Genomic DNA, 24,745 nt, shown 5'->3' with positions numbered 1-24,745 from the left:
ATTACAATACCTCCGGTGCTAATGATACAATTTTCATAAATTGTTTTTCACGCAATTCCCTTGCTACCGGGCCAAAAATACGTGTTCCTCTTGGCTCATCCTGGTTGTTTAATAACACCGCGGCATTGTCGTCAAAACGGATATATGAACCATCCTTGCGGCGGATCTCTTTCTTAGTTCTTACAACTACAGCTTTTGAAACAGTACCTTTTTTAACGTTGCCTGATGGCAGGGCGCTTTTTACGGTAACTACTATCTTATCGCCGATTGATGCATACCTTTTACCGGTACCACCTAACACGCGGATTACTAAAACTTCTTTAGCACCGCTGTTGTCAGCTACGTTTAATCTTGATTCCTGTTGTACCATCTTATTTAGCCCTTTCTAAAATTTGAACTAATCTCCAGTTTTTGTTCTTGCTAAGCGGGCGTGTTTCCATAATCAATACGGTATCACCTACACCACAAGTATTGGCTTCATCATGAGCCATAAATTTGGTAGTCTTCTTAACGAATTTACCGTAGATAGGGTGTTTCACTTTACGCTCAACGGCAACCACAATAGATTTTTCCATCTTGTTGCTTACTACCAGGCCGGTACGAGTTTTTCTTAAATTTCTTTCCATTTTTCCCGATGCTTAATTTATTCAGAAGCTGCCGCCGATTTGCGCTTTGTTAACTCCGTAGTTAAGCGGGCGATGTCCTTACGTACCTTTGTGATACGGGTAGGGTTTTCAATAGCAGAAACCGCATGTGCAAATTTCAGTTTGGTAAGCGTAGCTCGTTCCTCACTGACCCTGGCAACCAATTCTTCAGTTGACAACTCCAAAATTTCTGAGTTCTTCATTTTATTTAACTGTTTGTGTTATGTTGAAGAGGTTATAAAAGTTACCTGTTGTACTAAACGTATTACAACACATTTATAACGTTCATTTTTATTTATGCTTCTACGTAATCTCTACGTACTATAAATCTTGTTTGCACTGGCAATTTCTGTGCTGCCAGGCGTAATGCTTCTTTGGCAACATCCAAAGGCACACCTTCTGCTTCAAAAATGATCCTTCCGGGGCGTACTACCGCTACCCAGTACTCAGGAGCACCTTTACCTTTACCCATACGTACCTCTGCTGGTTTTTTGGTTACAGGCTTGTCAGGAAATATCCTGATCCACACCTGGCCTTCACGTTTCATAAAACGTGTTACAGCTATACGTGCAGCTTCGATCTGGCGGCTGGTTATCCAGGCAGGCTCGAGTGATTTTATACCGAAAGATCCGAATGAAAGCTCAGCGCCACGACTGGCGTTACCTTTCATTTTGCCTTTTTGCATCTTTCTGAACTTCGTTCTTTTTGGCTGTAGCATTTTCTTAAGCTTTTATATCGTAACGATATATTTTTCTACTAAATATTATTATCTCTTTCCTGGACCACCCGGGCGATTTCCGCCTGGACGGCTTCCTCCGCCTTGTCCACCGGGACGATTACCGCCCGGACCGCCTAGGCCACGATTTCCGCCTGGGCCACCTGGACCGCCACGGCGATCACCGCCTGGTTTCCTGTCGCCTCTGCGTTCGCCACCGCGCTCGCCGCCTCTTTCGTTGCCGCCACGGCCGCCGAAGCCTGCCGCGCCGCCTTCAGGGCGTCCGCCTTTACCGCTGGCGCTGCTTGCGCCACCAATGTTTGGCGATAAATCGCGTTTGCCGTAAACCTCGCCTTTGCAAATCCAAACCTTAACACCTATTTTACCATAAGTAGTTAATGCTTCAGCTAATGCATAATCAATGTCTGCACGGAAAGTATGTAGTGGAATTCTTCCTTCTTTATATTGCTCGGTACGTGCCATCTCAGCGCCACCTAAACGGCCTGATGTCATCACCTTTATTCCTTCAGCACCCATTCTCATGGTTGAAGCAATAGTGGTTTTCATTGCACGACGGAATGAAATACGAGCTTCAAGCTGTTTTGCTATGCCTTCAGCAACTAATTGTGCATCAAGCTCAGGGCGTTTGATCTCAAATATATTGATCTGAACTTCCTTTTTAGTTAATTTCTTTAACTCTTCTTTTATCTTGTCAACTTCCTGACCGCCTTTACCTATAACAATACCCGGACGGGCAGTGTGTATAGTTACAGTAATACGTTTTAAAGTACGCTCGATAACTACCTTTGATACACCACCTTTTGAGATACGTGCTGATAGATATTTGCGGATCTTTTCGTCTTCAACTAATTTGTCGGCATAGTGATTGCCACCGAACCAATTAGAATCCCAACCTCTGATGATTCCTAATCTGTTACCTATTGGATGTGCTTTCTGTCCCATTTCAAATTAATTGTTGTCGTTTTTACTGTCTACGATCAGGTGTACATGGTTTGAGCGTTTGCGGATACGGTATCCCCTTCCTTGCGGAGCAGGGCGTAACCTTTTTAGCTGACGACCACCGCCTACTGAAACCTCTTTTACATATAAGTTGCTGTCTTCAACACGCTTGCCTTCGTTTTTTGCTTCCCAGTTTTTGATGGCTGATAACAAAAGCTTTTCAACGCGTATTGCGGCTTCTTTATTTAAAAATTTTAGGGTATATATCGCTTTCTCAACGTTCATACCACGGATAAGGTCAACCACCAAACGCATTTTACGCGGTGAGGTAGGGCAGTTCTGTAATTTGGCAACAGATGCACCACCAACCTGCAATTTTGCAGCTTCCTTTTGCTGTCTGATTAATACAGACCTTTTAATTTTTGTTGTTGCTTCCATGCCTTATTTTTTCTTTTCTGCGTGACCACGGAATGTACGTGTTGGTGCAAACTCTCCCAGCTTGTGTCCAACCATGTTTTCTGTTACGTACACAGGGATAAATTTATTACCGTTGTGTACTGCGAATGTATGACCAACGAAATCCGGAGAGATCATGGAGCGTCTTGACCATGTTTTTACAACCGATTTCTTATTTGAATCATTCAGAACCATAACTTTTTTGTCAAGGTTATGATCGATGTAAGGTCCTTTTCTAATTGAACGTGCCATTGTTATTTCTTCCTTCTTTCAATGATATAACGATCCGATGTTTTCTTTTTGTCGCGGGTTTTGTAGCCTTTAGCTAATAAACCTTTGCGCGAACGTGGGTGACCACCTGAGGCCCTGCCCTCGCCACCACCCATAGGGTGATCTACCGGGTTCATGGCTACACCACGAACTCTTGGGCGACGGCCTAACCAGCGTTTGCGGCCGGCTTTACCTAACACAGCGTTTGCTTTGTCGCCATTTGAAACGGTACCGATAGTTGCCAAGCAAGTTGACAATATCATACGTGTTTCGCCTGAAGGCAATTTGATGATAGCATATTTACCGTCACGTGCCGAAAGCTGTGCGTAAGTACCTGCACTACGTGCTATGGTACCGCCCTGGCCTGGGTTCAATTCAATATTGTGAATAATTGAGCCTAACGGTATATTTTTTAATGGTAAGGTGTTACCAATTTCAGGTGGCGCTGTTTCGCCCGATATAACAGTTAATCCAACTGTTAAACCTTCCGGCGCTATCATATATCTTTTCTCTCCGTCAACAAAGTGTAACAGAGCTATACGTGCCGAACGGTTAGGATCGTACTCGATAGTTGCAACTTTTGCAGGGATATCAAATTTATTGCGTTTGAAATCAATTAACCTGTAGGCTTGTTTATGGCCACCGCCCATGTAGCGCATGGTCATTTTACCGCTGTTGTTACGTCCGCCTGACCGAGTGTTCGCAGACACAACCAACGACTTTTCAGGAACGTTTGTTGTGATATCCGATGTACTGGTATCTATGCGGAAGCGGGTACCGGGTGTAACCGGTTTAAATCTTTTAACTGCCATCTCTTTATTTATATACCGCTATAAAAATCAATTACTTCTCCGTCTTTCAACGTAATAACCGCTTTTTTATACGCTGCAGCGCGGCCGCTAACGGCGCCTGCTTTTGTATTGCGGGTTTTAAGTTTACCAACGTATTTCATGGTGTTTACAGCTTTCACATTAACACCATACATAGCCTCAATGGCTCCTTTAATCTGAATCTTGTTAGCTCTTGGATCAACTTTGAAAGCATAACGGTTAAGCTTCTCGGTTAATTGAGTTACTTTTTCAGTAAGTAAGGGTTTCTTTAAAATTTCCATAATTACTTAGCTAATGCTTCCTCCAAAGTTTTAAGGGCGCCTGTAGTTAAAATTAGCTTGCCTGCGTTTAACACATCATATGTGTTTAACTGGTTTGCCACAATAACCTTAGTTTTTTTCAGGTTCCTGCTTGATAAATAAACATTGTCATTTGCAGCGCCTAATACTAAAAGTGTTTTTACATCACTAACATTAAGATCTGACTGAAGCTGTATGTAGCTTTTAGTTTTGATTGCGTCAAAAGTAAAGTCTTCTACAACTACTATGTTGCTGTCTTTTGCTTTGTATGATAAAGCAGAGTTGCGGGCCAGTGATTTAAGCTTCTTGTTTAACTTGAAGCTGTAATCGCGCGGCTGCGGACCGAATACACGGCCACCACCATTAAACAATGGAGATTTTACGCTACCTGCACGGGCACCACCGGTACCTTTTTGCTTATATAACTTGCGGGTTGAACCTGCAATTTCGTTACGCTGTTTTGATTTGTGTGTACCCTGACGCTGGTTAGCTAAATACTGCTTAACATCAAGATAAATTGCGTGATCGTTTGGTTCGATACCGAATACGGACTCAGGAAGTTGCACCTTGGCACCTGTTTCTTTACCTGATACATTTACTACTTTAACTTCCATCTTATTTATCCACTATTACGAATGAACCCTTAGCTCCGGGGATGGAACCTTTAACAACCAGCAGATTTTGCTCGGCGAAAATTTTCACAACTTGTAGGTTCTGAATCTTCACACGCTCATTTCCCATCTGTCCGGCCATACGCATACCTTTAAATACACGTGAAGGCCATGAAGACGCTCCCATTGAACCTGGTGCACGTAAACGATTGTGCTGACCGTGAGTTTGCATACCCACACCCGCAAAACCATGACGTTTTACAACACCTTGAAAACCTTTACCTTTTGAGGTACCAACCACATCAACAAAGTCGCCTATCTCGAAGATATCTACCGAAATAGTGTCTCCTAATGCTTTTTCGTCCGTGAAAGTTTTAAATTCAACCAGCTTACGTTTTGGTGTAGTGCCGGCTTTTTGGAAGTGACCTTTTAAAGGACCTGAAGTGTGTTTTTCTTTTTTCTCGCCATATGCAAGCTGTACAGCTGCATATCCGTCGGTTTCAACAGACCTAATCTGTGTTACCACACAAGGGCCAGCTTCGATTACTGTGCAGGGAATGTTTTTTCCTGCTTCATCGAAAATGCTGGTCATTCCTACCTTTTTACCAATAATTCCTGACATTTTCTTTTTTAGTTTGTGTCCATCGAAGCAGTAGGGCTTCGTTCAAGACATATTATTCCCCCCGAAAGGGACGGCAAAGATAGAAACTTTACAGTAATTATCAAATAGTTAGTGAGTTATTTTTTTATAATTTATTTTGATGGCGATTTGTGAGGGAATTGCTTGATAAAGTGAGTGGTTGATTGGCGGAATCAGGTTAGATTATACTTACCGCGGGATGAATTATTGTTTTGCGTGATTTATTTTGAGGATGGACCGGTGCACTTTGCCTAAAAATCTTTGGTTGCGGCATTTTTTTTTATACGGCATGCGTCATTAGTTTGAATGATAGTTTGTGTTGTGCATCCTAAAATAAAAAATTTGCATGTTAAATTTAAATACATAGCTTTGTGATGCATTGTTAACTGATGCAATAAACAACCATGATACAAACGGAATTACTGAAGGGCACACTAAGCACCATTATTCTTAAATTACTGGAAGAAAAAGGCCGGATGTATGGTTACGAGATAGTGCAATTGGTTAAAGAAATGTCGGATGAAAAAATACTGGTTAAAGAAGGCTCGCTTTACCCCGCGCTTCATAAACTGGAAGCAGATAAATTGTTAGTTGCCGAGGAAGTATTTATCGGTAAAAGGATCCGTAAGTATTATAGCCTTACACCATCCGGAAAAATATCGGCTAAAGCATCCGTAGATGAATTGTTGGCATTCTTACAAACCATACATCAATTAATTAACGCACCGCCATCAAAACCATATGGGACAACTTAGTGACGATGAGGAAATGATAATTCTTGGGCACATCATAGCTGATGGGGTTACCGATAAGGCTCTTCAAAATGACTTGCTCGACCATTATTGCTGCTTTATTGAAGAAATACTATTAACCGGCGCTGATTTTGAATCGGCTTATAAAACTGCATTCCAGGCCATTACACCCAACGGTATGCACGAAATACAGGAGGAACTTTATTTTATTTTAAACCATAAACAACAAACGATCATGAAACGCACCATTTATTTCGCCGGTTTTTTAACCGTATTCTGTATCTCCACAGTTATTATGTTCAAAACCATGCATTGGCCGGGCGCTTCCGTCTTGTTCCTAATCGCTTTCCTTTTAGTAATCGCCACCGCCATTATCCTGTTCTCAAGTTCCATAAAACATTGGAAATCTCATACAGCTGGATATAATGTACGGGTAATAGCAGGGTTCTTGGCTGCATTACTAATCTCTGTTGGCGCTATTTTTAAATCACTTCATTATCCAACAGCAGGCGCACAAATAGTAGCAGGCGTTTTGCTGCTCAACCTCGTATTTCTGCCCATGTTCTTTTATCATTTATACCGGGGAGAATTAATAAACACAGCAAAAATTAACAATTAATTACCTCAGCGAGACAAAAATCGGGCTGGTAAAAAAGACGGGATACTTGATTATTAAGCACTTACAGCGGTATTGCCAAAAAAATGCGCTTACGTAGTGTTGGTTGCTAGCCACTTACTTAAATCTGACCATTTAATAAAATTGGAATCATTGATAATCAGCGAGTTCCACTTTACCCGAGGTGTTCCAAAATGTAAAAATGGAACGCTTTGCGGAGCTGGTAACCTATTTTTTCCTTTGGCGCGTAGCCGTGCAGACCTAAAGAGTTGGCGTTCCCCTGTATCCAAATATAAGAAATCGTCATTGTCAAAAACTTATGCCGTTTTGAAAACTTCATATGTTTTTCCTATATTCAGCCATCGCTAACTAACTGACTCAAAATGAAATCCCCTTTAAAAATTCTCATTACTTTATTACTAGTAACTGTACTTTTCAGTTGTAAAGAAGCACCCAAAACAAACAACCGCCTGGCCAATGCCAGTCGCGAAGACAAAAATGGCTGGATATACCTGCACCTGGCAGGCGCACCGGCCGACATTGGTTACCAGCACGGTTTCCTGGCAGCTAAAGAAATTGATACCATGATTAAGGTAATGCAATATTACCTGCCAAGCAGCAGCGGCAAAACATGGGAATTTTATCGCGCAGCTTCCGCCAGGTTTTTATGGAAGAAGGTCGACAAGGAATACCAGGATGAAATGAAAGGTATTGCCGAGGGACTGCGGGCTAAAGGTTTTAAGTACGATTCGCTCGACATAACTGCGTTGAATGCTTATTACGAACTGCCTGGATATTATGTGCCTTTATTAATGAACAAACTTAAACCCGGCAGCGGCAATAACCGGGCTCCCGGCAATTGCAGCGCATTTATTGCCACCGGCAGCTTTACAAAGGACCATAAAATTGTGATTGCCCATAATAATTGGACCGACTATATTGTTGGCGAACGCTGGAACGTAATTGCCGATATAAAACCCGAAAAGGGCAACGAATTTTTAATGGATACCGGCCCCGGCTTTATTCATAGCGGCGACGATTTTGTGGTAAGCAAGAGCGGTGTATTGATAACCGAAACTACCATAACCCAGTTTAAGGGCTACGATACCACCAAAACAGCCGAATTTGTACGTGCCCGCAAAGCCGCCCAGTACGCCAACAACATCGACGATTTTGTAAAAATAATGACAACCGACAACAACGGCGGCTATGCCAACGACTGGCTGATTGGCGATACCAAAACCAACGAGGTTGCCAAGCTTGAACTCGGGCTTAAAAACTTCAAAGTATGGCGCTCGAAAGACACGGCCATTATTGGTTCCAATTTCGCCATAGACCCTAAACTTATTAAAGAGGAAACCACTTTTGACGTAAACGACAAAACTACATCGCCAAATGCACGCAGGAAGCGCATGGAAAAACTGGTTTATGTAGATTATAAAGGCAAGCTTAGCGACACCACCGGCAAAACCATCGAAGGCGATACGTACGACGCATTAAATAACAAAGACGCCTATAACCGCTGCGTTATTGATGGCCACGTAGAAGAAGACCCAATGGGATGTAAGGAATTTAATGAACCTGCATTTTTCCCGATGGGTGCCGTACAAGGGAAGGTAACAACCAGCAACCTGGCCGGTAAAATGCAGATGTGGGCACACATGGGCCATCCCGGTGGCGCCGACTTCCTGGCCGGGCCGTTTCTTAAAAAACACCCGGAATATGTTAAAACCCAGGGTAAATATTTGAGGAATATGAAAGCTTATCCGTGGACGTTGTTTAGCGCGGCTGCTAACTAATTTTTGATTGGGCAGTGTTATTTATCGCCATAATGAAACCGGCACTGCAAAATTGAGCATTTCTGATCCGAGCCTTTTGTACCGGATATTTGGTAAACTAACCTATGCTCACCCGTAATTCTTCTCGACCAGAACCCTTTGAGGCCATGCTTCAGGGGTTCTGGTTTTCCTAAGCCTGCAAATGGTGTTTGTTTGATGGACTTTATAAGATCCCGTATTTTATTAACGGTTTCGGGGTCATTCTCAAGCCAATATTCAAAATCTTCCCAGCCATTTTTTGTAAACTCCGTGTTCATGCTAACGCGTATTGAGTTTAATCAAAGGCGTAAGGAATCACTTCTCCGGCATTAAGCTGTTCGATAGACTCTTCCAGCCTCTTCCTGTTTGCACCAGTGGATAGTAAATGGGCTGTTTCATTTAACGAATTATATTCCTTAATCGAAATAATTACTATGGCATCGTCGTCATTATTATTCCTGGGAACGACAATAACATCCTGCGAACCGCTTACCCCGTCAAAGTAAGCTTTCATCTTTGTTCTTAACGACGATATTGTAATTGCTTTCATATTTGTACTTTCAGATGTACTTTATAACGTACAAATATAAATAAATATTTTATAATAATCTTTTATCGCAAATCAACGTAATCAATCAAATCAGCGGTTTACTCGCTCATCAACCTCCTAATCAACTCCGCGCTCTGCTTATTCCCTTCTTCCAGCCTGCCGTCAAAAAAGGCTTGTACATCGTTAAAATGCTTTTTGTAGCCCTGCATATCGCCGTAACCAATTATCGACGACCATTCGCGTACGGCCGAGTGAAATTCCAGATCATCACCACGAATGGTTTTATCATATAGCGCTGTTTCTATCGATTCTTCCAGCAGTTCTTCATTTTTAAACAAATATTCGGCAATACCCAGGCGTAAACGGAATGGCGGGGTTTGGCAAATAAGGTTATCATAAGGGTTTACGCCCAGGTGGTACCAGGCATCAACCATACTTAATATACTAAGGTGCGAGTTGGGCTTGCGAAGATGCGCATTGTCTGACAATGAAAACTCCTTCATCACCGAGTCATTCAGCATAATTGGCTTGCGACTTTCGTGGAAAACAAAATCGCGGGCACGGTAAAGCCTGGCGCGGAACGCTTCCTCCTCCTCCTTTATCATCAGTTTAAATAACTCCGACTCGGATGTGGCATACCGTTTCACCTGTTGCCTTGCATAGGGGTTCAGTATCGCCAGGCCCGCGTATACGTGCGCTTTGTAGCTGAATATACGGAGGGTGGTCAATATCTTTACATTATCTATACCCCCGACGTATGACGCATTCTCCCATGGGAAAAACCCGGCTTCTTTCCATGCTGTGCCCATGCTTTCGAAACCTACGTGTGTTACAGCCTGCGTATCGGCAACCATCTTGTCGTGCTCGTGGTAATCGCCGAGTTCAACAATATCCGAGCCGATGGCCGTAAACAAATCCAGCATGCGCTGGTACGCTGCGTCATCAGCGCGATGGCGTATCAATATCAGCTTCTGCCCTTTCGGCTTAAAGCCCGGGCCGTGCATACCGTGAAAGGTGATGATTTGCGCATCGGCAGGCAGGTATTTTTCGAATGTGGTTATCTCCGGGGTTTTAACAGACGTTTGGCCGGCTACTATGGCACCATATTTGGTTGATGAACCAAACTCGCCAACAACATGCGCCATGCGGTCGGCTTCAACCGAATAGATGATTAAATCGCTGATGCGCGATACATCTTTCCCGCTATCCATCACTTTAATATCATACGGTGTAAGCTCCTCTTCCAACCGGTCGCGGTTTGCGGGCAAGTCGCAGCCACACACTTTGTAGCCTGCTTCTGCAAAAGCTTTGGCGTATAAACGCCCCATATCGCCCAAGCCAATAATGCCTATATTCATGCTGCTAATATAGCTATGAGTAGCAAAATTCCGTACGAAACCTTACATTCGCATTTATAAAAGGGTATTTTAAGGCAATAAAAACCGTAAAAGCCCTGTTTTGTTAATATTGTTGAACTAAACTCACCCTATGAACAAGCTTTTTATAGTAAGACCATTTATCATTATCCTAATAATAATAACCGGTTACGGACGTGCACTTTCCGTTAATTTGCAAACACCGCCGCCGGCAGCAAAACCTGTACAAGCCAAACCAGCTTACAGACAAGCCCCCACGTTCAGGTTTCGTAAAGCCACCCACGAAGACACGTTGCTTATGCGCGATAAATCAATAAGCGGGCAGTATAAATACCTTTTAACCAAAGTATACCATATGCAGGAACCCTTTGTTACGTCGTTTTACAAAAACATGCGTGACACGATGAACGTGGACCGCAAAAAACTACAGGACGCTGAAGCAAAACTTGCCGCTGCAACCAAAACCACTACCGATCTACAAAGCAATGTATCTGAAAAGGAAAAATCGCTGGCTCAATCAAACTCACGGGTTAACGCCATAAACCTGTTGGGTATTTATATCGATAAAGGCGTTTATAACCTGATAATGTGGGGCCTGGTAATTGTGCTGGGGCTTACGGCAGCAATAGTCATCTACCGCTCGGGCAGTTATAGCCGGGAGGCACGTTATCGCATTGGCCTTTATAACGAACTGGAAGAAGAGTTTAAAACCTACAAAGCCAAAGCCAACGAAAAGGAAAAGAAGCTTGCCCGCGAACTGCAAACTGAGCGTAATAAGGTGGATGAATTAATGGGCAGAAGCTAGTCCGGTTATTGCATGAAAGCCTACCTCTTTGGCTGGAATCCCGTTAAATGGGAATGGCCCGATCTTGACCAGGATATCGAAAAACTAAAAACAACCGGTAAGCTGGAAGATAACTGGAGCGTAATCAGCCACAAAAGCATACGACCGGGCGACAGGGCTTACATGATAAGGCTTGGCGTTGAGCCGAGAGGTATTTTTGGTTCGGGTACTATAGCTTCTGAGCCATACCCTGCTTTTCGCAACGGCAGGCATTATTACCGGATAACTATTGCGCTCGATGTTTTGCTAAACCCCACCAAACAAAACATACTTGGTATGGATATTTTAAAAACCGGGAATTTAGCAGCACAAAATTGGACGCCGCAAGCATCGGGGATTTCCATAAAGCCACAACTGGTTGATGAGTTAGAAGGCGTTTGGCTTAGTTTCTTGGATGAACAACACCTTTTTGATATCTAATTATGAGTGTAATAAAACCCATCTTCCGCATTTTTGACTATGATAAAGCTATTGAGTTTTACATAAGATGGCTCGGTTTCACTATTGACTGGGAGCACGAGTTTGAACCGGGAACAACACCAAAGTATCTGCAGGTATCCCTCCGAGATGTTATCATTCATTTATCAGAACATCACGGCGACGGCAGCCCCGGTTCGCACATTAACATCGATGATTTTGAAAACCTCAGAGCTTATAACCGCGACATTAATGCTAAAAGATACAAATATGGCCGCCCGGGCCTGGAAGTACCGGAGTGGAATGAAAAAGTCATCAACATGACCGTGCACGATCCATTCGGCAACCGAATAACGTTTGGCGAAGTAGTGGCGTAGTTATTTAATCTTGAATATTATCGGCATGGTCAGCTCCGGTGGAGCCTGGTCTGTGGATGTTATTTAGCCAGTATGCGAAAATACCCATTTTACAATTTGCCTGGTAACCGATGTAACATCCAATTGCCCAGCCTATCTAATAGCTATGAACCTTAGATACCTCCCTTTTATTGCTGCTTTTGCAGTTTTGATGGCAGGATGCCGTCAGCAAAACAACCCCGTTGTTGAAAAGCAGCTTAAAGACCTTTTAGCAAAAAACGAATATTTTAAACTGGATGCACGGTACAAGCAATCGGGTATTGAGCTTGATGAAAGTAACCGTTTATATTTCAAAGCATTTATCGATAACGCATTTAACCGCAACGAAGAATGCGTGAAGGATGTTGATTCCCTTTTTAACCTGGCTAACTTTACTGCGCCGGATTCAGTAAAATCTACGTTAAAGCGCCTGCAGGGCGACAGCTATTTCAAAACTTTCCAGTATTTAAGGGCTGCGCAGTGCGACAGCATGATATTATCAAAATACAAACACGCCCTGCATAAGGATGTAATCGATGATATCAACAACGACCTAGTAATCCGCAACGGTCTTAAAAATATCCCGGCGCAGCAAACGCTAATAAAAGCCAACACCACCATCCCCTGGCACAGGGATATGTTGGGGCTGATTGAGTTCCCCATTAAAGCTAATGCGCAAAACTTCGATGCCATATTTGATACCCGCGCCAATATCTCCACCATATCAAAAACCTACGCCAAAAAACTGGGGCTGCATATTTTGGATGTAACCTATAACGAGGGCAGTGGGGCCACTGGTATCACATTTAAAACCGGCATGGGCATTGCCGACAGTCTTTATATAGGCGATATACTGGTAAAGAACGTGTTCTTCCAGGTGATGCCCGATAGCATACTTTATATTGCACCGATTAAGGTCCAGCTTAATATTATTATCGGGTTCCCGGTTATAGCGCAAATGCAGGAGGTTCATATTTTTAAAGACGGCAAAATGACCATCCCTGCAACACCAGCCAAAAGTGATTTGCACAATTTTGCGCTGGATGGCCTCGACCCTGTGCTTGCCTTAAAATCAGGTAATGATACCTTATCTTTTCACTTTGATTCGGGTGCCAGCACGTCGATGTTGTACCTGGCGTACTTTAACAGGTATAATGCAACAGTGCTGAAAACTGCCGTTAAAAAGACGCAGGGCTTTGCCGGCGCAGGTGGCTCTGAAAAAAAAGAAGTGTATGTGTTGCCAAAGCTTAATTTAACCTTAGGCGGCAGAACCGTAACTATTGATAGCGTGAGCGTGCTTACCAAAGTCATCTCTCCCGGCGAGAAATTCTATGGCAACATAGGCCAGGATTTTTTAAATAAGTTTAACGAAGTGGTGTATAATTTTAGGGATATGTATTTTGAGGGGAAATAAGAATTTGTTTAACCAAACAAGTTCCACCAATCCTTGTAGTATCTTGTATACTCACAAAACATGGTTATTATAAAAATCGGTAAAGAAAACAACGAACGCGAACTGGAAATAGTAAACGAAAAAGGCGACTGGGCAAACGGCAGCTACCATTTATTTTCGGCACACTTTGTACACGAGGGCGCAAAGCCTGAATCTGAACCGCATGATATAAAAAAGGCTAACTTTTTAGGTGAGCTTATTATAGACAAAGACGACGCGACCTGGGAATATAACGGCGACAAGCTAAACAGCGACGAACAAAAGCAGGTTGCTGATTTTATATTGGATTATAGTGCGCCGGATGGGGTGTATTAATTAGGGGTGTTTGTCCGTCCGGTTTTGAGAGGCCATAGGTGGTGGACGGTGCGGACAGGTACATTTCTCCACCTCATAACAAACTCGTCATTGCGAGGAACGAAGCAACCTCTGCGAAGGACAATCAGGGAGGATAACGCTTGTGTGAAGCATACGGCCGCTTTCTCTCCACATAGTTAAAGGTTCATGATCTGCATAGCTCAGAGATTGCTTCGTTCCTCGCAATGACGATAGCAGATTATTTTGCCAACAAAAAAGCCACCTCTTTCGAAATGGCTTTTTTATCTATCTTGAATCTTGATTCTTGGCTCTTGATTCTAAATACCTACTCTTCCGGTACTATCACACCTTAATTTCAACCTCAACGCCGCTTGGCAATTCAAGTTTCATCAGGGCATCAACAGTTTTCGAGTTCGAGCTGTAAATGTCTAATAAGCGTTTGTATGAGCATAATTGAAATTGCTCACGTGCTTTTTTGTTTACGTGCGGTGAACGCAATACTGTAAAGATTTTCTTTTCAGTTGGTAACGGAAGTGGTCCGCTAACTACAGCGCCCGTAGGCTTTACTGTTTTTACGATTTTCTCGGCTGACTTGTCAACCAGGTTATAATCGTACGATTTTAGTTTGATCCTGATTCTTTGGCTCATGTTGTTTTTTTTGTGATGATTTCACCGATTTAGGCGATTTCACCGATTTGTTTGATTGTCTCCCCTAAGAGCTATTTGTTAGGATTGACGTTATTGTATTTAAAAAGTTGATTGGCAACTAATCTCTAATCACCAATCAACTAATCTCTAATTAAGCGTTAGCTGCAGCTTTTTTGCCTCTTGCTTTGGCAACTACTTCTTCCTGTACGTTACGTGGCGCTTCAGCATAGTGATCAAACTCCATGGTTGAAGTAGCACGGCCCGAAGTAATGGTACGTAACTGGGTTACATAACCAAACATTTCAGAAAGTGGTACAGTAGCTTTAATTACCTGTGCACCTGCACGTGAATCCATACCTAACAGCTGGCCACGACGACGGTTCATGTCACCGATAACATCACCCATGTTTTCTTCAGGGGTTAATATCTCAATTTTCATGATCGGCTCAAGCAACATCGGTTTACATTTTGGCAACGCCTCGCGGTAAGCAGATTTAGCGGCTATCTCGAAAGATAACGCATCCGAATCGACTGCGTGGAACGAACCATCAATTAAACGTACTTTTAAGCTGGTTAACGGGTAACCTGCCAATACACCATTCGCCATTGAAGCAGCAAAGCCTTTTTCGACAGATGGAATAAACTCACGCGGTATTGAACCACCTGAAATTTCATTCACAAACTGTAAACCTTCTTTACCTTCGTCATTTGGCGAAATAATAACCTGGATATCGGCAAATTTACCGCGACCACCGGTTTGTTTCTTATAAGTTTCGCGGTGCTGTACAGTACCGGTAATTGATTCTTTGTAAGCTACTTGCGGAGCACCCTGGTTAACCTCAACTTTAAACTCACGTTTTAAGCGGTCCATGATGATATCAAGGTGAAGCTCGCCCATACCTGAAATTATAGTCTGGCCGGTTTCTTCGTCTGATTTTACACGGAAGGTTGGATCCTCTTCAGATAACTTGCCTAAAGCCATACCTAATTTATCTACGTCGGCCTGTGTTTTAGGCTCAATAGCTAAACCGATAACCGGCTCAGGGAAATTCATCGATTCCAATACAATCGGGTGTTTCTCGTCGCAAAGGGTATCACCTGTTTTAATATCCTTAAAGCCTACTACCGCAGCAATATCACCTGCACCTACGTTAGGTATAGGGTTTTGCTTGTTAGCGTGCATCTGGAATATACGGCTGATACGCTCTTTGTTGCCCGAACGCATGTTGTGCACATACGAACCAGCTTCAAGGTTACCTGAGTATACGCGGATAAAGCACAAGCGGCCCACAAACGGGTCGGTTGCAATTTTAAACGCCAACGCTGCAAATGGTTCTTTTTCTGATGGCTGACGAACAATTTCTTCGCCTGTATCAGGGTTAGTACCCACAATACCATCAACGTCCATCGGCGAAGGAAGTAATTCCATCACGTAGTCAAGCATGGTTTGAACACCCTTGTTTTTGAACGATGAACCGCAAACCATAGGAACAATCTTGGCATCCAAAACAGCCTTGCGTAAAGCGTCAAGCACTTCGCGCTCAGTAATTGTTTCAGGAGCGTCAAAGAATTTCTCCATCAGGCTCTCATCATAATCAGCTACCGATTCAAGCAGTTTTTCTCTCCACTCGGTTGCTTCTTCAATCATATCAGCAGGGATAGGCACTTCGGTAAAGGTCATACCTTTATCATGCTCATTCCAAACAATACCTTTCCAGTTAATTAAGTCAACAACACCTTTAAAGTTCTCTTCGGCGCCAATTGGCAACTGAAGCGGAACAGCGTTGCTGCCTAACATGCTTTTCACCTGTTTTACAACATTTAAAAAGTCGGCGCCGCTGCGGTCCATTTTGTTAACGAAACCTATACGGGCAACGTTGTAGTTGTTGGCAAGCCTCCAGTTAGTTTCAGATTGTGGCTCAACACCGTCAACCGCGCTAAACAAAAACACCAAACCGTCCAATACGCGCAACGAGCGGTTTACCTCAACGGTAAAATCCACGTGTCCCGGGGTATCAATAATGTTGATGTGGTATTGTTTGCCACGGTATTTCCAGTCGATAGTAGTAGCAGCCGAAGTGATGGTAATACCACGCTCCTGCTCCTGTGCCATCCAGTCCATCGTAGCTGCACCTTCGTGAACCTCGCCAATTTTGTGGCTAAAGCCCGAGTAGTACAGTATACGCTCTGTAGTAGTAGTTTTGCCGGCATCAATGTGAGCGGCAATACCTATATTTCTTGTATATCTAAGATCTCTTGACATGTTAATTATTTAATTAGTGAATTAGTGAGTTAGTGAATTTTATGTGCACCAAACACTAATTATCTGAATGAAAGAGCGAAGTAACGAATTAACGATTAGCATAATGTTACTAAATCACTAATTCACTAATTCACTCAATCACTAATTTTTATTAGAAACGGAAGTGCGAGAACGCTTTGTTGGCTTCAGCCATTTTGTGCGTATCTTCTTTCTTCTTCACTGCTGCACCTTCACCTTTAGCTGCCGAAATAATTTCGCCTGCTAATTTCTCCATCATGGTTTTTTCGCCACGACGACGGGCATAGCTGATCAGCCATTTCATACCTAAAGCTACTTTACGCTCAGGACGAACTTCAGTAGGCACCTGGAAGTTTGCACCACCTACACGGCGGCTTTTAACTTCAACAGCAGGCATTACATTGTTTAAAGCTTTTTTCCATGTATCAAGGCCGTTTTCGTTAGTTTTTTTCTCAACTATATCAACAGCATTGTAGAAAATAGAATATGCGGTAGATTTTTTACCGTCATACATCATGTTGTTTACAAACCTGGTTACCAGAACATCATTGAATCTTGGATCAGGAAGAAGGATTCTTTTTTTTGGTTTCGACTTTCTCATTGTTACTATCCTCCTTTAATTATTTCTTTTTCTTAGCTGGTGCACCCTTAGTCGCAGCTGCTGCCTGACCTGGTTTAGGGCGTTTAGTTCCATATTTACTTCTGCGTTGGTTACGGCCTGCTACACCTGATGTATCTAATGCACCACGGATGATGTGGTAACGTACACCTGGCAAATCCTTAACACGTCCGCCACGGATCAAAACAATAGAGTGTTCCTGTAAGTTGTGACCTTCACCTGGGATATAAGCGTTAACTTCTTTTCCGTTGGTAAGGCGCACACGGGCCACTTTACGCATTGCTGAGTTTGGTTTTTTAGGGGTAGTGGTATACACGCGTGTGCATACGCCTCTTCGCTGTGGACAGCTGTCCAACGCTGGCGACTTACTCTTGTCAACCAGAGCTACTCTACCTTTTCTAACTAATTGTTGAATAGTAGGCATTCTTCCTTTTTTTGTTTATTTGTTTTTATCCCGTAACCCACCAACACAGCGGGCAGTTTTTCGGGACTGCAAAAGTACGGACTTAATTTGTGATTTTCAATAGGTTGATGAAAAAAGTTTGCGGTTTAAGTTGCAGGGGCTGAAAGGGTTGGGAAAAGGCGGGGTTGGCGGATTGGTTACCCCCCGCGTCATTGCGAGGAACGAAGCAAACTCTACGAAGGACAGTCACTAACCTTTATGTCAATGGTGACCTAAATGCGGCTGACAGGTTACCACAAAGTTTATGCTTCATTGATTTGCGTGCGTAGAGGTTGCTTCGTTCCTCGCAATGACGAAAAAGAGTTACCCGGCACATACAAATGACACTGTAACGCTTGGAACGACTGTTAATCCCCAATCCAAACGTTCCAGGCGTTACAGATATATTTTAGCTTTTACTTATTAAATTGTGCAGATTTGTATCGCTTGTATCGCTGTATTAGTCGCCATGGCGATACAGCGGTACAAATCAAATTATCGCTCAAATGCTTAATATTGAATTCTTCAGGATGGTGGAATTTGGCTAAAGCCTCATTTCGTTATTCCCTAACCGTCGGTTAAAACCGACGGCAATGAAGTAAAGAACGAACTATTTCATTGCCGTCCCTTTTAAGGGACGGGATTTAAAAAGCGTGTTGACGGCTTTAGCCAAAAATGTATGAGCTACAATTTGATTTGCCATTTGAGAAGGTAGTTAAGCAAACCCATAATTCAATATCAATATGAGCATACCAGAACAAATAGAAAACTATATTACCAGCCAGCCTGAACCAAAACGCAGTGAAATGCAAGCATTGCATACACGCATACTCCAGGCATTACCCGGCTGTAAACTATGGTTCGAGGACGGTAAAAACGCCGACAATAAAACCGTTAGCAACCCTAATATTGGCTATGGGTTTTACACCATAAAATATGCCGATGGAAAGACCAGGGATTTTTTTCAGATTGGTTTGAGTGCTAACACAACCGGGATATCGGTCTATATTCTCGGTCTTACAGATAAAACATACCTGGCCCAAACGTATGGTAAAGACCTCGGCAAGGCAAGCGTTACCGGGTATTGCATTAAGTTTAAAAAATTAAAAGATATAAATATTGATGTACTTGAAGCAGCAATAAAGGATGGCGTTGAGATTACAAGGGACAAGTAATTGCTCCATTTATTTCAACTGCGATTATCAAGGTTCAAAATATCTCCTTGATATTTAAATACACTCCCTCCTTACCCGCTTACTACTATAAGTAAAGGACTGCTTTGCAACTAAATACCGGGAAAACTGATTGAATTGCCTAAAAGGATCTTATACTAACAAATTTAGTAAAATTAACTGGTATATCAAAATAATTCTAACTGATATATTGCCTTTTTATACCTCTTAATATAGCAATTTAGTTATAGACCTTTACCTGCTGTTCTGTATCATCGTACTGACCAATACAGCAATACAAGCGATACAGGAGATAAAAATGTAAACCCACAACAGGATTAATCGTCGACAGCGTAAACTTTTTTCAATACGAAATAGCTGGAACGCTTGTTACGCCTGTTATTCCCCTTTACAAATGTTCCAGGCGTTACAGTGGTTTGCATGAGCAATTTGTCTGAACCATGATTTTTCACAGGTGTTTATTTTTAAGGCGTTCAAGAGGGCTTCGCCGTTCGCACCATTAAAGTATTTGTAACGCCTGGAACGCGTGTTATCCCCCTTTCCAAACGTTCCAGGCGTAACAGTGGAATAATAAGCAGGAAATTTTTTGAATGAACCGTCACCCCGGGTTTTACTGGCCGGGATGACGGTTACAGGTAGATTATCTGCCGCCAAAGTAACGGTTAACAATGCGAACGTTTGTCAGCGCAGCTTAATAAAGAAAAATATTTTCTCGTAACGAAATAAAACAAAGTTGAAAATTCTCACTAATTTTCCTTTTCATACCGTTCTACCGCCTTCTTCATTTGTCTATCAACAATCTTTAATTCTAACCACGTTAACAAGATAAATACACCAAGGAAAAATACCGGCACAACTATAACATCGTAATTGTCACCATCGTAACTGTCGTGATTTATAAGCCATAAAACGCCCGGTATCAAAAAAAGCAATACAAATAGGGCAAAAAAGAGTGTCGGAAAAAAGCCAAGCCGCAGCCGGTATCTGCTATCAGCCTCATCCTTTGGAAAACTGATAATAATTGTTGGCAAAAGCTTTTCAAGCGAAGTATGCAAACGCGTAAATTTAACGTCGCGCTTATTATCAAGACCCAAAAAAAGCTTTTCGGCACCTGTATTATAGGCTACTGACGCAAAATCAAGTGAACGTGTGCGTTTAATCGCTACTTTTCGCATTGCCTTTTCAAGCAGTTGTTTTTCGTTACAGGGTAATTGCACACTTTTGAAATAGATCATAACAAGGCTTGATTGTTAAAAGCAAAAGTATAAATATTAACATCAGCTTCACCAAAATCATCCGTAAACATCCGCGCTAAAAATCGGTGCAACGGCGAAACCCTCTTGAGCGCCTTTAAAAACAAGCAAAAGGAAAAAATCATACTCCAATCGGTGCAATCCCTCAAAAAAAACAGAAAGCCCCGGTTTGCACCAGGGCCTTCAAAACACACCTCACTTATCCAAAAACTATGAACCTTATCTTAATTAATAACCGCGATTATAATCACGGCCGTGATGCCAATGGCCCTCATGGTCATGATCCCTGTGCCCACCGCCGTAGCCTTCACGAACGATACAACCCGAGGTTACTGATACTATAGCGCATATTACTAGCGCGAATGCAACAAATTTCTTTTTCATGGTGATTAGCTTTTAATTTTAATGCCTCAAATGTTGCGGCGTTTGTATGTTGGATGCTTTTAAATTGAAAAGGATTAATCACAAAGAGAAAATACTATCAACCCTGCAGGTAATCAAAAAGAATCAACAGTTAAGTCGTGTTAGGTGAAATCCACCTATAATAGGTAAAACCCAAACCTTATATTTGATAATCAAAGAAATCCTGTAAATCGTGTTAATTATGAAAAAAGCAGCCTTAATTATCATCGCACTATTTTTATTATCCACCGGCTTCCGCGCATCGGCACAGGTAACAACTAAATACGGCGATAACGTAAGCACACTCGATGGCATTATTAAAGCTTTTTACGATGTGGTTAGCGTACAAAAAGGCGGCAAGGTTTATTTTGAACGCGATAGCCTGCTGCACTGGAAAGATGTAAGGGTTGGCGGTGTAAGTATGAATAAGGACGGCAAACCGGTAATCGGCTTTGTTAGCCTGAAAAGATTTCATGAACTATCAGACCCCTATGTAGAAAAAGACGGCTTCGATGAGCGCGAAATAGCCCGCAAAACCGAAAGGTTCGGCGCCATTTATCATGTTTGGAGCACCTACGAATCGCGCAACGTAGCCGGCGGACCAATAATCGACCGCGGCATCAACAGTATCGAACTATTTAACGACGGCACCCGCTTTTGGATACTGGGCTGGTTTTATGATGGTGAGCGCAAGGACAACCCAATACCGGCAGAGTATTTGAAATAGTTAATGATAATCAAAACTGAGGTTTAATAACAAACCCGTCATTGCGAGGAACGAAGCAACCTCTACATAGGACAATCAGGGAGGATAATTCATGTGTGAAGCATTCAGCCGCTTCCTCTTCGCGATAATTAAAGGTTCATGACTTGCGTAGTTCAGAGATTGCTTCGTTCCTCGCAATGACGACATGATTAGTATATTGTTTAGGAAGATCCGGCGAAGACTTGCGATGCCAAACGACTAATTTACTAATGACAATCCAATAATTTAATCCTAAATTCGACTTTACCAATCAATGCACCTCATGAAAAAATCCATCCTGTTAATTATCCCCCTGGCAGTTTTATTTAGTTGCGAACAAAAAACCAAACAAGCGGCGGTGCCTGTTTCGGGTGATGCTGCGTTTGAAAAATTATCGGAAAACTATTTAACAGGATTCCTGGCCTGGCGCCCGGCAAATGGCGTTGCATTGGGCTATCATCAATACGATGGTAAGGTAACAGACATGGGCAAGGAATCTATCGGCAAAGAGTTGGGGCGGTTAAAGGATTTTGACCAGCAATTAGCTGCTACAGATACCGCATCGCTAAGCACTAAAGATTTTTTTGATTTAAGGATATTACGCTCGGCTATTAAGAACGAGATTTTCAATTTCGAGGATATGGGCGAGTTCGACCGTAACCCCATGACATACGCCGGAGCTGTTGATGTGAGCATTTACATTAAACGTAACTTCGCCCCGCTCGAAGAAAGGCTGAAATCGATAATAGCTATCGAAAAAAATGCAGCAAATGTCTTTATAGCAGCAAAAGCCAATCTTAAAGATACACTGGCCAAACCATACGTTGAAACTGCTATTGAAATTGCACACGGCACAGCTGATTTTTTAGGCGGAGATTTAAAAATTGCCCTTAAGGATGTTAAAAACGATTCGCTGATGAAGGTTTTCAATGCGGTTAATAAAACTGCTATAGCCTCCATAAATAACTACGCCACCTGGCTGCAAAAACAAAAGCTGCCGAAAGCAAATAACAAGTACGCCATTGGCAAAATAAGCTACAAGAAGATGCTGCTCTACAGCGAAGGCCTGACGCTTGAGCCCGAAAAAATATTAGCGATCGGCTTAAGCGAATTAAAAAAAGAACAAGCCGTATTTAATGCCGCTGCAAAAACCATCAACCCCAATAAAAAACCCATCGAGGTATACCAGGACCTGCAAAAAGAGCATCCGACTGCCGAAAACCTGATACCCGAGGTAAGGAAAAACGTAGAAGCTATCCGCAAGTTTTTGACCGATAAAAACATTGTGTCGATGCCTGATTCGGTAAACCTGAAGGTTACTGAAACCCCGCAATACGCCCGTGCAACCAGCACAGCATCAAACGATGACCCGGGACCATTTGAAACCAAGGCTACCGAAGCATTTTACTACGTTACCCCCGTTGATGCCAAATGGACGGCCAAACAAAAGGAAGACTGGCTGCGTCAGTTTGACTACTATACTACCGATAATATTACTATACACGAAGCATACCCCGGCCATTACGCCCAGTTTTTACACCTGAATGCTTCGCCCGCTACTAAAATTGAAAAGATATTTGGCAGCTATGCTTTTGTGGAAGGCTGGGCGCACTATTGCGAAAAAATGATGGCCGATGAAGGCTATGGGCACAACGGCGATACGGTTAAAGCAGCAAAATACAGGCTTACCCAATCGGGTGATGCGCTGTTGCGTTTGTGCAGGCTGTGCGTTTCCATAAAAACCCATTGCCAGGGCATGAAGCTTAACGATGCTACAAAGTTCTTTATGGCCAACTGGTACCAGGGCGAAAAACCATCGTACCAGGAAGCCCTGCGTGGCACTTTCGATCCCGGCTATTTATTTTATACCATTGGCAAGCTGGAAATACTGAAACTGCGCGCAGACTACGAAAAACAGGAAGGCACCAGCTTCTCGCTCAAAAAATTCCATGATGAAGTGCTAAACCACGGCATGCCGCAACTGCGTTTGCTCCGCGAAGTTATGCTGAAGGATAAGAGTACGTGGGGTAATGTAATGTAAACTATGATTAAAGGATTTTAAGATTATATGATTTTTGCAGCAGAAGATAATCATGAAATCCAAAAATCCTTTAATCAAGGTTCAGACAATAATCGGTGTAATCATCTTAAAAATCGGTGTAATCCCCAATAATTAATGGGCTGGTGCTCCTGGTGGTGCGGGCGGTGCACTTAAATGTTTTGGAGGGGCACAACTTGTGCTCAACATTGCATACACAGCGGTAAGCAACATCATGGTTATTATTTTCTTTTTCATGGTAGTGTTTTTAAGTATAACCACCATAAATATTTAATTGTTTTTATTTTATGATTTCACCGATTTCGCCATTCGGTTAACATAATGTTCTTCAGACTTCAGACTTCAGACTTCAGACTTCAGACTTCAGACTTCAATTCCCTCCCGTCAAACTCTGTGGTTTGCGTTTCTCTGGCGGCAATGCCTGGTATTTTTTGTAGCTGTCGTTTATATACACCGCCAGCGAAACATTGTTGTTGCCTTTAATAAATGCATAGGTGGGGCGATACATCAGCATAAAATCCTCCAGTTCAATTCCTTTTAACGGAACTATACTGCCTACATAAGTGCGGGTAAATACGGCATCAATGCGGCGCTCTTCCTGTTCCCGTTTAAAATAGCGTTTTAGCCTGCGTGCATCAGTGGCTTCCTTGCCAAACCAGGTGGTTGGCGATAGTACGTAAAGCTTGCTCTTGGTGTATATTTCAGGGTATTCTTTATGGGGATCGAATGCCTCCCGGGTTGAGTTAACCGTAACCTCGCGCAGGGCGATGGTTTTGGTAAACATTTGTATTTTTTTAGGCACCAAATCGACCAGATACAAGGTATCAGACACATAGCCCGGCGAATCAAATATCAGCAGGTTGCCAACTTCGGCCTTTATACTAAAGTTGCCGTTTTTATCGGTAATCCCGAGTTGTTTACTGTTGCTGTTCCTGATAAAAACATCAGCTAGTTTATTACCAGTCGCGCTTTCGTAAACGGTTCCTTTTAACAGTCCCTGTGCATTTGCTGACGTTGCTATTATAACCAACAGCAAAATCAAAATATACCTCATTTTCATGGCAGATGAATTACACTGTTAAAATAACCTTATTTAGTTAATAAAGGTTTTGATTTTAACATTTAGATAAATATTTTACACGG

At 42.6% G+C, this 24,745-nt stretch carries 32 protein-coding genes; 11 read left to right on the top strand and 21 right to left on the bottom strand.

From position 1 onward, the window contains the following. Position 1 precedes the first annotated feature (1 nt). The 11 genes from rplN to rplC all read right to left on the bottom strand — a co-directional run bounded on the left by rplN (position 2) and on the right by rplC (position 5,407). A complete protein-coding gene (gene rplN, locus Q0R52_RS17125; RefSeq protein ID WP_073405786.1) occupies positions 2-370 on the bottom strand; it encodes a 50S ribosomal protein L14 in 369 nt (122 codons plus the stop codon). A gap of 1 nt (position 371) precedes the next feature. Next, positions 372-626 carry a 30S ribosomal protein S17 gene (rpsQ, locus tag Q0R52_RS17120; protein ID WP_129876199.1) on the bottom strand — a complete coding sequence of 85 codons (255 nt, stop codon included), beginning with the start codon at positions 624-626 and terminating at the stop codon, positions 372-374. Between the two features lie 17 nt (positions 627-643). Next, positions 644-847, bottom strand: coding sequence for a 50S ribosomal protein L29 (gene rpmC, locus Q0R52_RS17115; RefSeq protein ID WP_252788403.1), 204 nt, complete (start codon positions 845-847; stop codon positions 644-646). Between the two features lie 92 nt (positions 848-939). Then, positions 940-1,362 (bottom strand): 50S ribosomal protein L16, encoded by a 423-nt coding sequence (gene rplP, locus Q0R52_RS17110; RefSeq protein WP_073405789.1) that lies wholly within the window; start codon positions 1,360-1,362, stop codon positions 940-942. Positions 1,363-1,410: 48 nt separating this feature from the next. Further along, complete coding sequence (rpsC, locus tag Q0R52_RS17105) at positions 1,411-2,322, bottom strand: 30S ribosomal protein S3 (RefSeq protein WP_295796407.1); 912 nt, start codon at positions 2,320-2,322, stop codon at positions 1,411-1,413. 6 nt (positions 2,323-2,328) lie between these two features. Then, the gene (gene rplV / locus Q0R52_RS17100; RefSeq protein WP_256484195.1) at positions 2,329-2,757 is read right to left on the bottom strand and encodes a 50S ribosomal protein L22; all 429 of its coding nucleotides are present in this window, start codon (positions 2,755-2,757) and stop codon (positions 2,329-2,331) included. A gap of 3 nt (positions 2,758-2,760) precedes the next feature. After that, entirely contained in the window at positions 2,761-3,027 is a 267-nt protein-coding gene (gene rpsS / locus Q0R52_RS17095) for a 30S ribosomal protein S19 (RefSeq protein WP_073405792.1), read from the bottom strand. 2 nt (positions 3,028-3,029) lie between these two features. Further along, on the bottom strand, positions 3,030-3,857 hold the full coding sequence (gene rplB, locus Q0R52_RS17090; protein ID WP_252788406.1) for a 50S ribosomal protein L2: 828 nt from the start codon (positions 3,855-3,857) through the stop codon (positions 3,030-3,032). Between the two features lie 8 nt (positions 3,858-3,865). Then, positions 3,866-4,156 carry a 50S ribosomal protein L23 gene (gene rplW / locus Q0R52_RS17085; protein WP_252788407.1) on the bottom strand — a complete coding sequence of 97 codons (291 nt, stop codon included), beginning with the start codon at positions 4,154-4,156 and terminating at the stop codon, positions 3,866-3,868. 2 nt (positions 4,157-4,158) lie between these two features. Beyond that, positions 4,159-4,788, bottom strand: a complete 630-nt coding sequence (gene rplD / locus Q0R52_RS17080) for a 50S ribosomal protein L4 (protein ID WP_252788409.1) — start codon at positions 4,786-4,788, stop codon at positions 4,159-4,161. Between the two features lies 1 nt (position 4,789). Beyond that, positions 4,790-5,407: a 50S ribosomal protein L3 gene (rplC, locus tag Q0R52_RS17075; protein ID WP_252788410.1), complete on the bottom strand. Its 618-nt coding sequence runs from the start codon at positions 5,405-5,407 to the stop codon at positions 4,790-4,792. Between the two features lie 422 nt (positions 5,408-5,829). Between rplC and Q0R52_RS17070 the strand changes: the two genes are divergently transcribed. The 3 genes from Q0R52_RS17070 (at position 5,830) to Q0R52_RS17060 (ending at position 8,592) form a co-directional block, all read left to right on the top strand. Next, on the top strand, positions 5,830-6,180 hold the full coding sequence (locus tag Q0R52_RS17070; RefSeq protein WP_295796399.1) for a helix-turn-helix transcriptional regulator: 351 nt from the start codon (positions 5,830-5,832) through the stop codon (positions 6,178-6,180). Then, positions 6,167-6,796, top strand: coding sequence for a hypothetical protein (locus tag Q0R52_RS17065; RefSeq protein ID WP_295796398.1), 630 nt, complete (start codon positions 6,167-6,169; stop codon positions 6,794-6,796). The genes Q0R52_RS17070 and Q0R52_RS17065 overlap by 14 nt, the downstream gene beginning before the upstream one ends. Before the next feature lie 380 nt (positions 6,797-7,176). Further along, positions 7,177-8,592 (top strand): C45 family autoproteolytic acyltransferase/hydolase, encoded by a 1,416-nt coding sequence (locus tag Q0R52_RS17060; protein ID WP_295796396.1) that lies wholly within the window; start codon positions 7,177-7,179, stop codon positions 8,590-8,592. A gap of 17 nt (positions 8,593-8,609) precedes the next feature. On the opposite strand, the gene Q0R52_RS17055 is transcribed toward Q0R52_RS17060, so the two are convergent. The 3 genes from Q0R52_RS17055 to Q0R52_RS17045 all read right to left on the bottom strand — a co-directional run bounded on the left by Q0R52_RS17055 (position 8,610) and on the right by Q0R52_RS17045 (position 10,518). Beyond that, positions 8,610-8,888 carry a Txe/YoeB family addiction module toxin gene (locus Q0R52_RS17055; protein WP_252788418.1) on the bottom strand — a complete coding sequence of 93 codons (279 nt, stop codon included), beginning with the start codon at positions 8,886-8,888 and terminating at the stop codon, positions 8,610-8,612. 17 nt (positions 8,889-8,905) lie between these two features. Continuing rightward, positions 8,906-9,160, bottom strand: coding sequence for a type II toxin-antitoxin system Phd/YefM family antitoxin (locus Q0R52_RS17050; protein WP_252788419.1), 255 nt, complete (start codon positions 9,158-9,160; stop codon positions 8,906-8,908). Between the two features lie 98 nt (positions 9,161-9,258). Next, the gene (locus Q0R52_RS17045) at positions 9,259-10,518 is read right to left on the bottom strand and encodes a prephenate dehydrogenase (protein ID WP_295796391.1); all 1,260 of its coding nucleotides are present in this window, start codon (positions 10,516-10,518) and stop codon (positions 9,259-9,261) included. A gap of 130 nt (positions 10,519-10,648) precedes the next feature. Between Q0R52_RS17045 and Q0R52_RS17040 the strand changes: the two genes are divergently transcribed. From Q0R52_RS17040 to Q0R52_RS17020, 5 genes are all read left to right on the top strand, one after another. Beyond that, positions 10,649-11,341 carry a hypothetical protein gene (locus Q0R52_RS17040; RefSeq protein WP_295796389.1) on the top strand — a complete coding sequence of 231 codons (693 nt, stop codon included), beginning with the start codon at positions 10,649-10,651 and terminating at the stop codon, positions 11,339-11,341. Positions 11,342-11,353: 12 nt separating this feature from the next. Continuing rightward, positions 11,354-11,800, top strand: coding sequence for a hypothetical protein (locus Q0R52_RS17035; RefSeq protein ID WP_295796386.1), 447 nt, complete (start codon positions 11,354-11,356; stop codon positions 11,798-11,800). Between the two features lie 2 nt (positions 11,801-11,802). Further along, positions 11,803-12,174 (top strand): glyoxalase superfamily protein, encoded by a 372-nt coding sequence (locus tag Q0R52_RS17030; RefSeq protein ID WP_295796384.1) that lies wholly within the window; start codon positions 11,803-11,805, stop codon positions 12,172-12,174. A gap of 145 nt (positions 12,175-12,319) precedes the next feature. Beyond that, on the top strand, positions 12,320-13,606 hold the full coding sequence (locus tag Q0R52_RS17025) for a retropepsin-like aspartic protease (RefSeq protein WP_295796382.1): 1,287 nt from the start codon (positions 12,320-12,322) through the stop codon (positions 13,604-13,606). A 60-nt stretch (positions 13,607-13,666) separates the two neighbouring features. Further along, entirely contained in the window at positions 13,667-13,960 is a 294-nt protein-coding gene (locus tag Q0R52_RS17020; protein WP_295796380.1) for a hypothetical protein, read from the top strand. Positions 13,961-14,302: 342 nt separating this feature from the next. Here Q0R52_RS17020 and rpsJ read toward each other — a convergent pair whose 3' ends face one another. The 4 genes from rpsJ to rpsL form a co-directional block, all read right to left on the bottom strand. After that, positions 14,303-14,608, bottom strand: coding sequence for a 30S ribosomal protein S10 (rpsJ, locus tag Q0R52_RS17015; protein WP_022830652.1), 306 nt, complete (start codon positions 14,606-14,608; stop codon positions 14,303-14,305). Between the two features lie 151 nt (positions 14,609-14,759). Then, positions 14,760-16,871 carry an elongation factor G gene (gene fusA, locus Q0R52_RS17010; protein ID WP_252788425.1) on the bottom strand — a complete coding sequence of 704 codons (2,112 nt, stop codon included), beginning with the start codon at positions 16,869-16,871 and terminating at the stop codon, positions 14,760-14,762. Between the two features lie 151 nt (positions 16,872-17,022). Then, positions 17,023-17,490 (bottom strand): 30S ribosomal protein S7, encoded by a 468-nt coding sequence (gene rpsG, locus Q0R52_RS17005; RefSeq protein ID WP_252788427.1) that lies wholly within the window; start codon positions 17,488-17,490, stop codon positions 17,023-17,025. Positions 17,491-17,509: 19 nt separating this feature from the next. After that, positions 17,510-17,932, bottom strand: coding sequence for a 30S ribosomal protein S12 (gene rpsL / locus Q0R52_RS17000; RefSeq protein WP_096350116.1), 423 nt, complete (start codon positions 17,930-17,932; stop codon positions 17,510-17,512). 761 nt (positions 17,933-18,693) lie between these two features. Here rpsL and Q0R52_RS16995 point away from each other — a divergent pair. Beyond that, entirely contained in the window at positions 18,694-19,125 is a 432-nt protein-coding gene (locus Q0R52_RS16995) for a DUF1801 domain-containing protein (protein ID WP_295796376.1), read from the top strand. A 764-nt stretch (positions 19,126-19,889) separates the two neighbouring features. On the opposite strand, the gene Q0R52_RS16990 is transcribed toward Q0R52_RS16995, so the two are convergent. Further along, the gene (locus Q0R52_RS16990) at positions 19,890-20,378 is read right to left on the bottom strand and encodes a hypothetical protein (RefSeq protein WP_295796373.1); all 489 of its coding nucleotides are present in this window, start codon (positions 20,376-20,378) and stop codon (positions 19,890-19,892) included. A 246-nt stretch (positions 20,379-20,624) separates the two neighbouring features. Then, complete coding sequence (locus tag Q0R52_RS16985) at positions 20,625-20,780, bottom strand: hypothetical protein (RefSeq protein WP_295796371.1); 156 nt, start codon at positions 20,778-20,780, stop codon at positions 20,625-20,627. 220 nt (positions 20,781-21,000) lie between these two features. Here Q0R52_RS16985 and Q0R52_RS16980 point away from each other — a divergent pair, with 220 nt between their 5' ends. Both Q0R52_RS16980 and Q0R52_RS16975 read left to right on the top strand, forming a co-directional pair. Beyond that, the gene (locus tag Q0R52_RS16980; RefSeq protein WP_295796370.1) at positions 21,001-21,525 is read left to right on the top strand and encodes a hypothetical protein; all 525 of its coding nucleotides are present in this window, start codon (positions 21,001-21,003) and stop codon (positions 21,523-21,525) included. A 301-nt stretch (positions 21,526-21,826) separates the two neighbouring features. Then, complete coding sequence (locus tag Q0R52_RS16975) at positions 21,827-23,584, top strand: DUF885 domain-containing protein (protein ID WP_295796369.1); 1,758 nt, start codon at positions 21,827-21,829, stop codon at positions 23,582-23,584. Between the two features lie 388 nt (positions 23,585-23,972). On the opposite strand, the gene Q0R52_RS16970 is transcribed toward Q0R52_RS16975, so the two are convergent. Beyond that, on the bottom strand, positions 23,973-24,656 hold the full coding sequence (locus Q0R52_RS16970; RefSeq protein ID WP_295796367.1) for a hypothetical protein: 684 nt from the start codon (positions 24,654-24,656) through the stop codon (positions 23,973-23,975). Positions 24,657-24,745: the final 89 nt, after the last annotated feature.

It is taken from the genome of Mucilaginibacter sp., from assembly GCF_025359345.1.
Lineage (GTDB): Bacteria > Bacteroidota > Bacteroidia > Sphingobacteriales > Sphingobacteriaceae > Mucilaginibacter.
The sequence above is the reverse complement of the archived record's forward strand: the minus strand, read 5'-3'. Positions and strand labels throughout refer to the sequence as shown.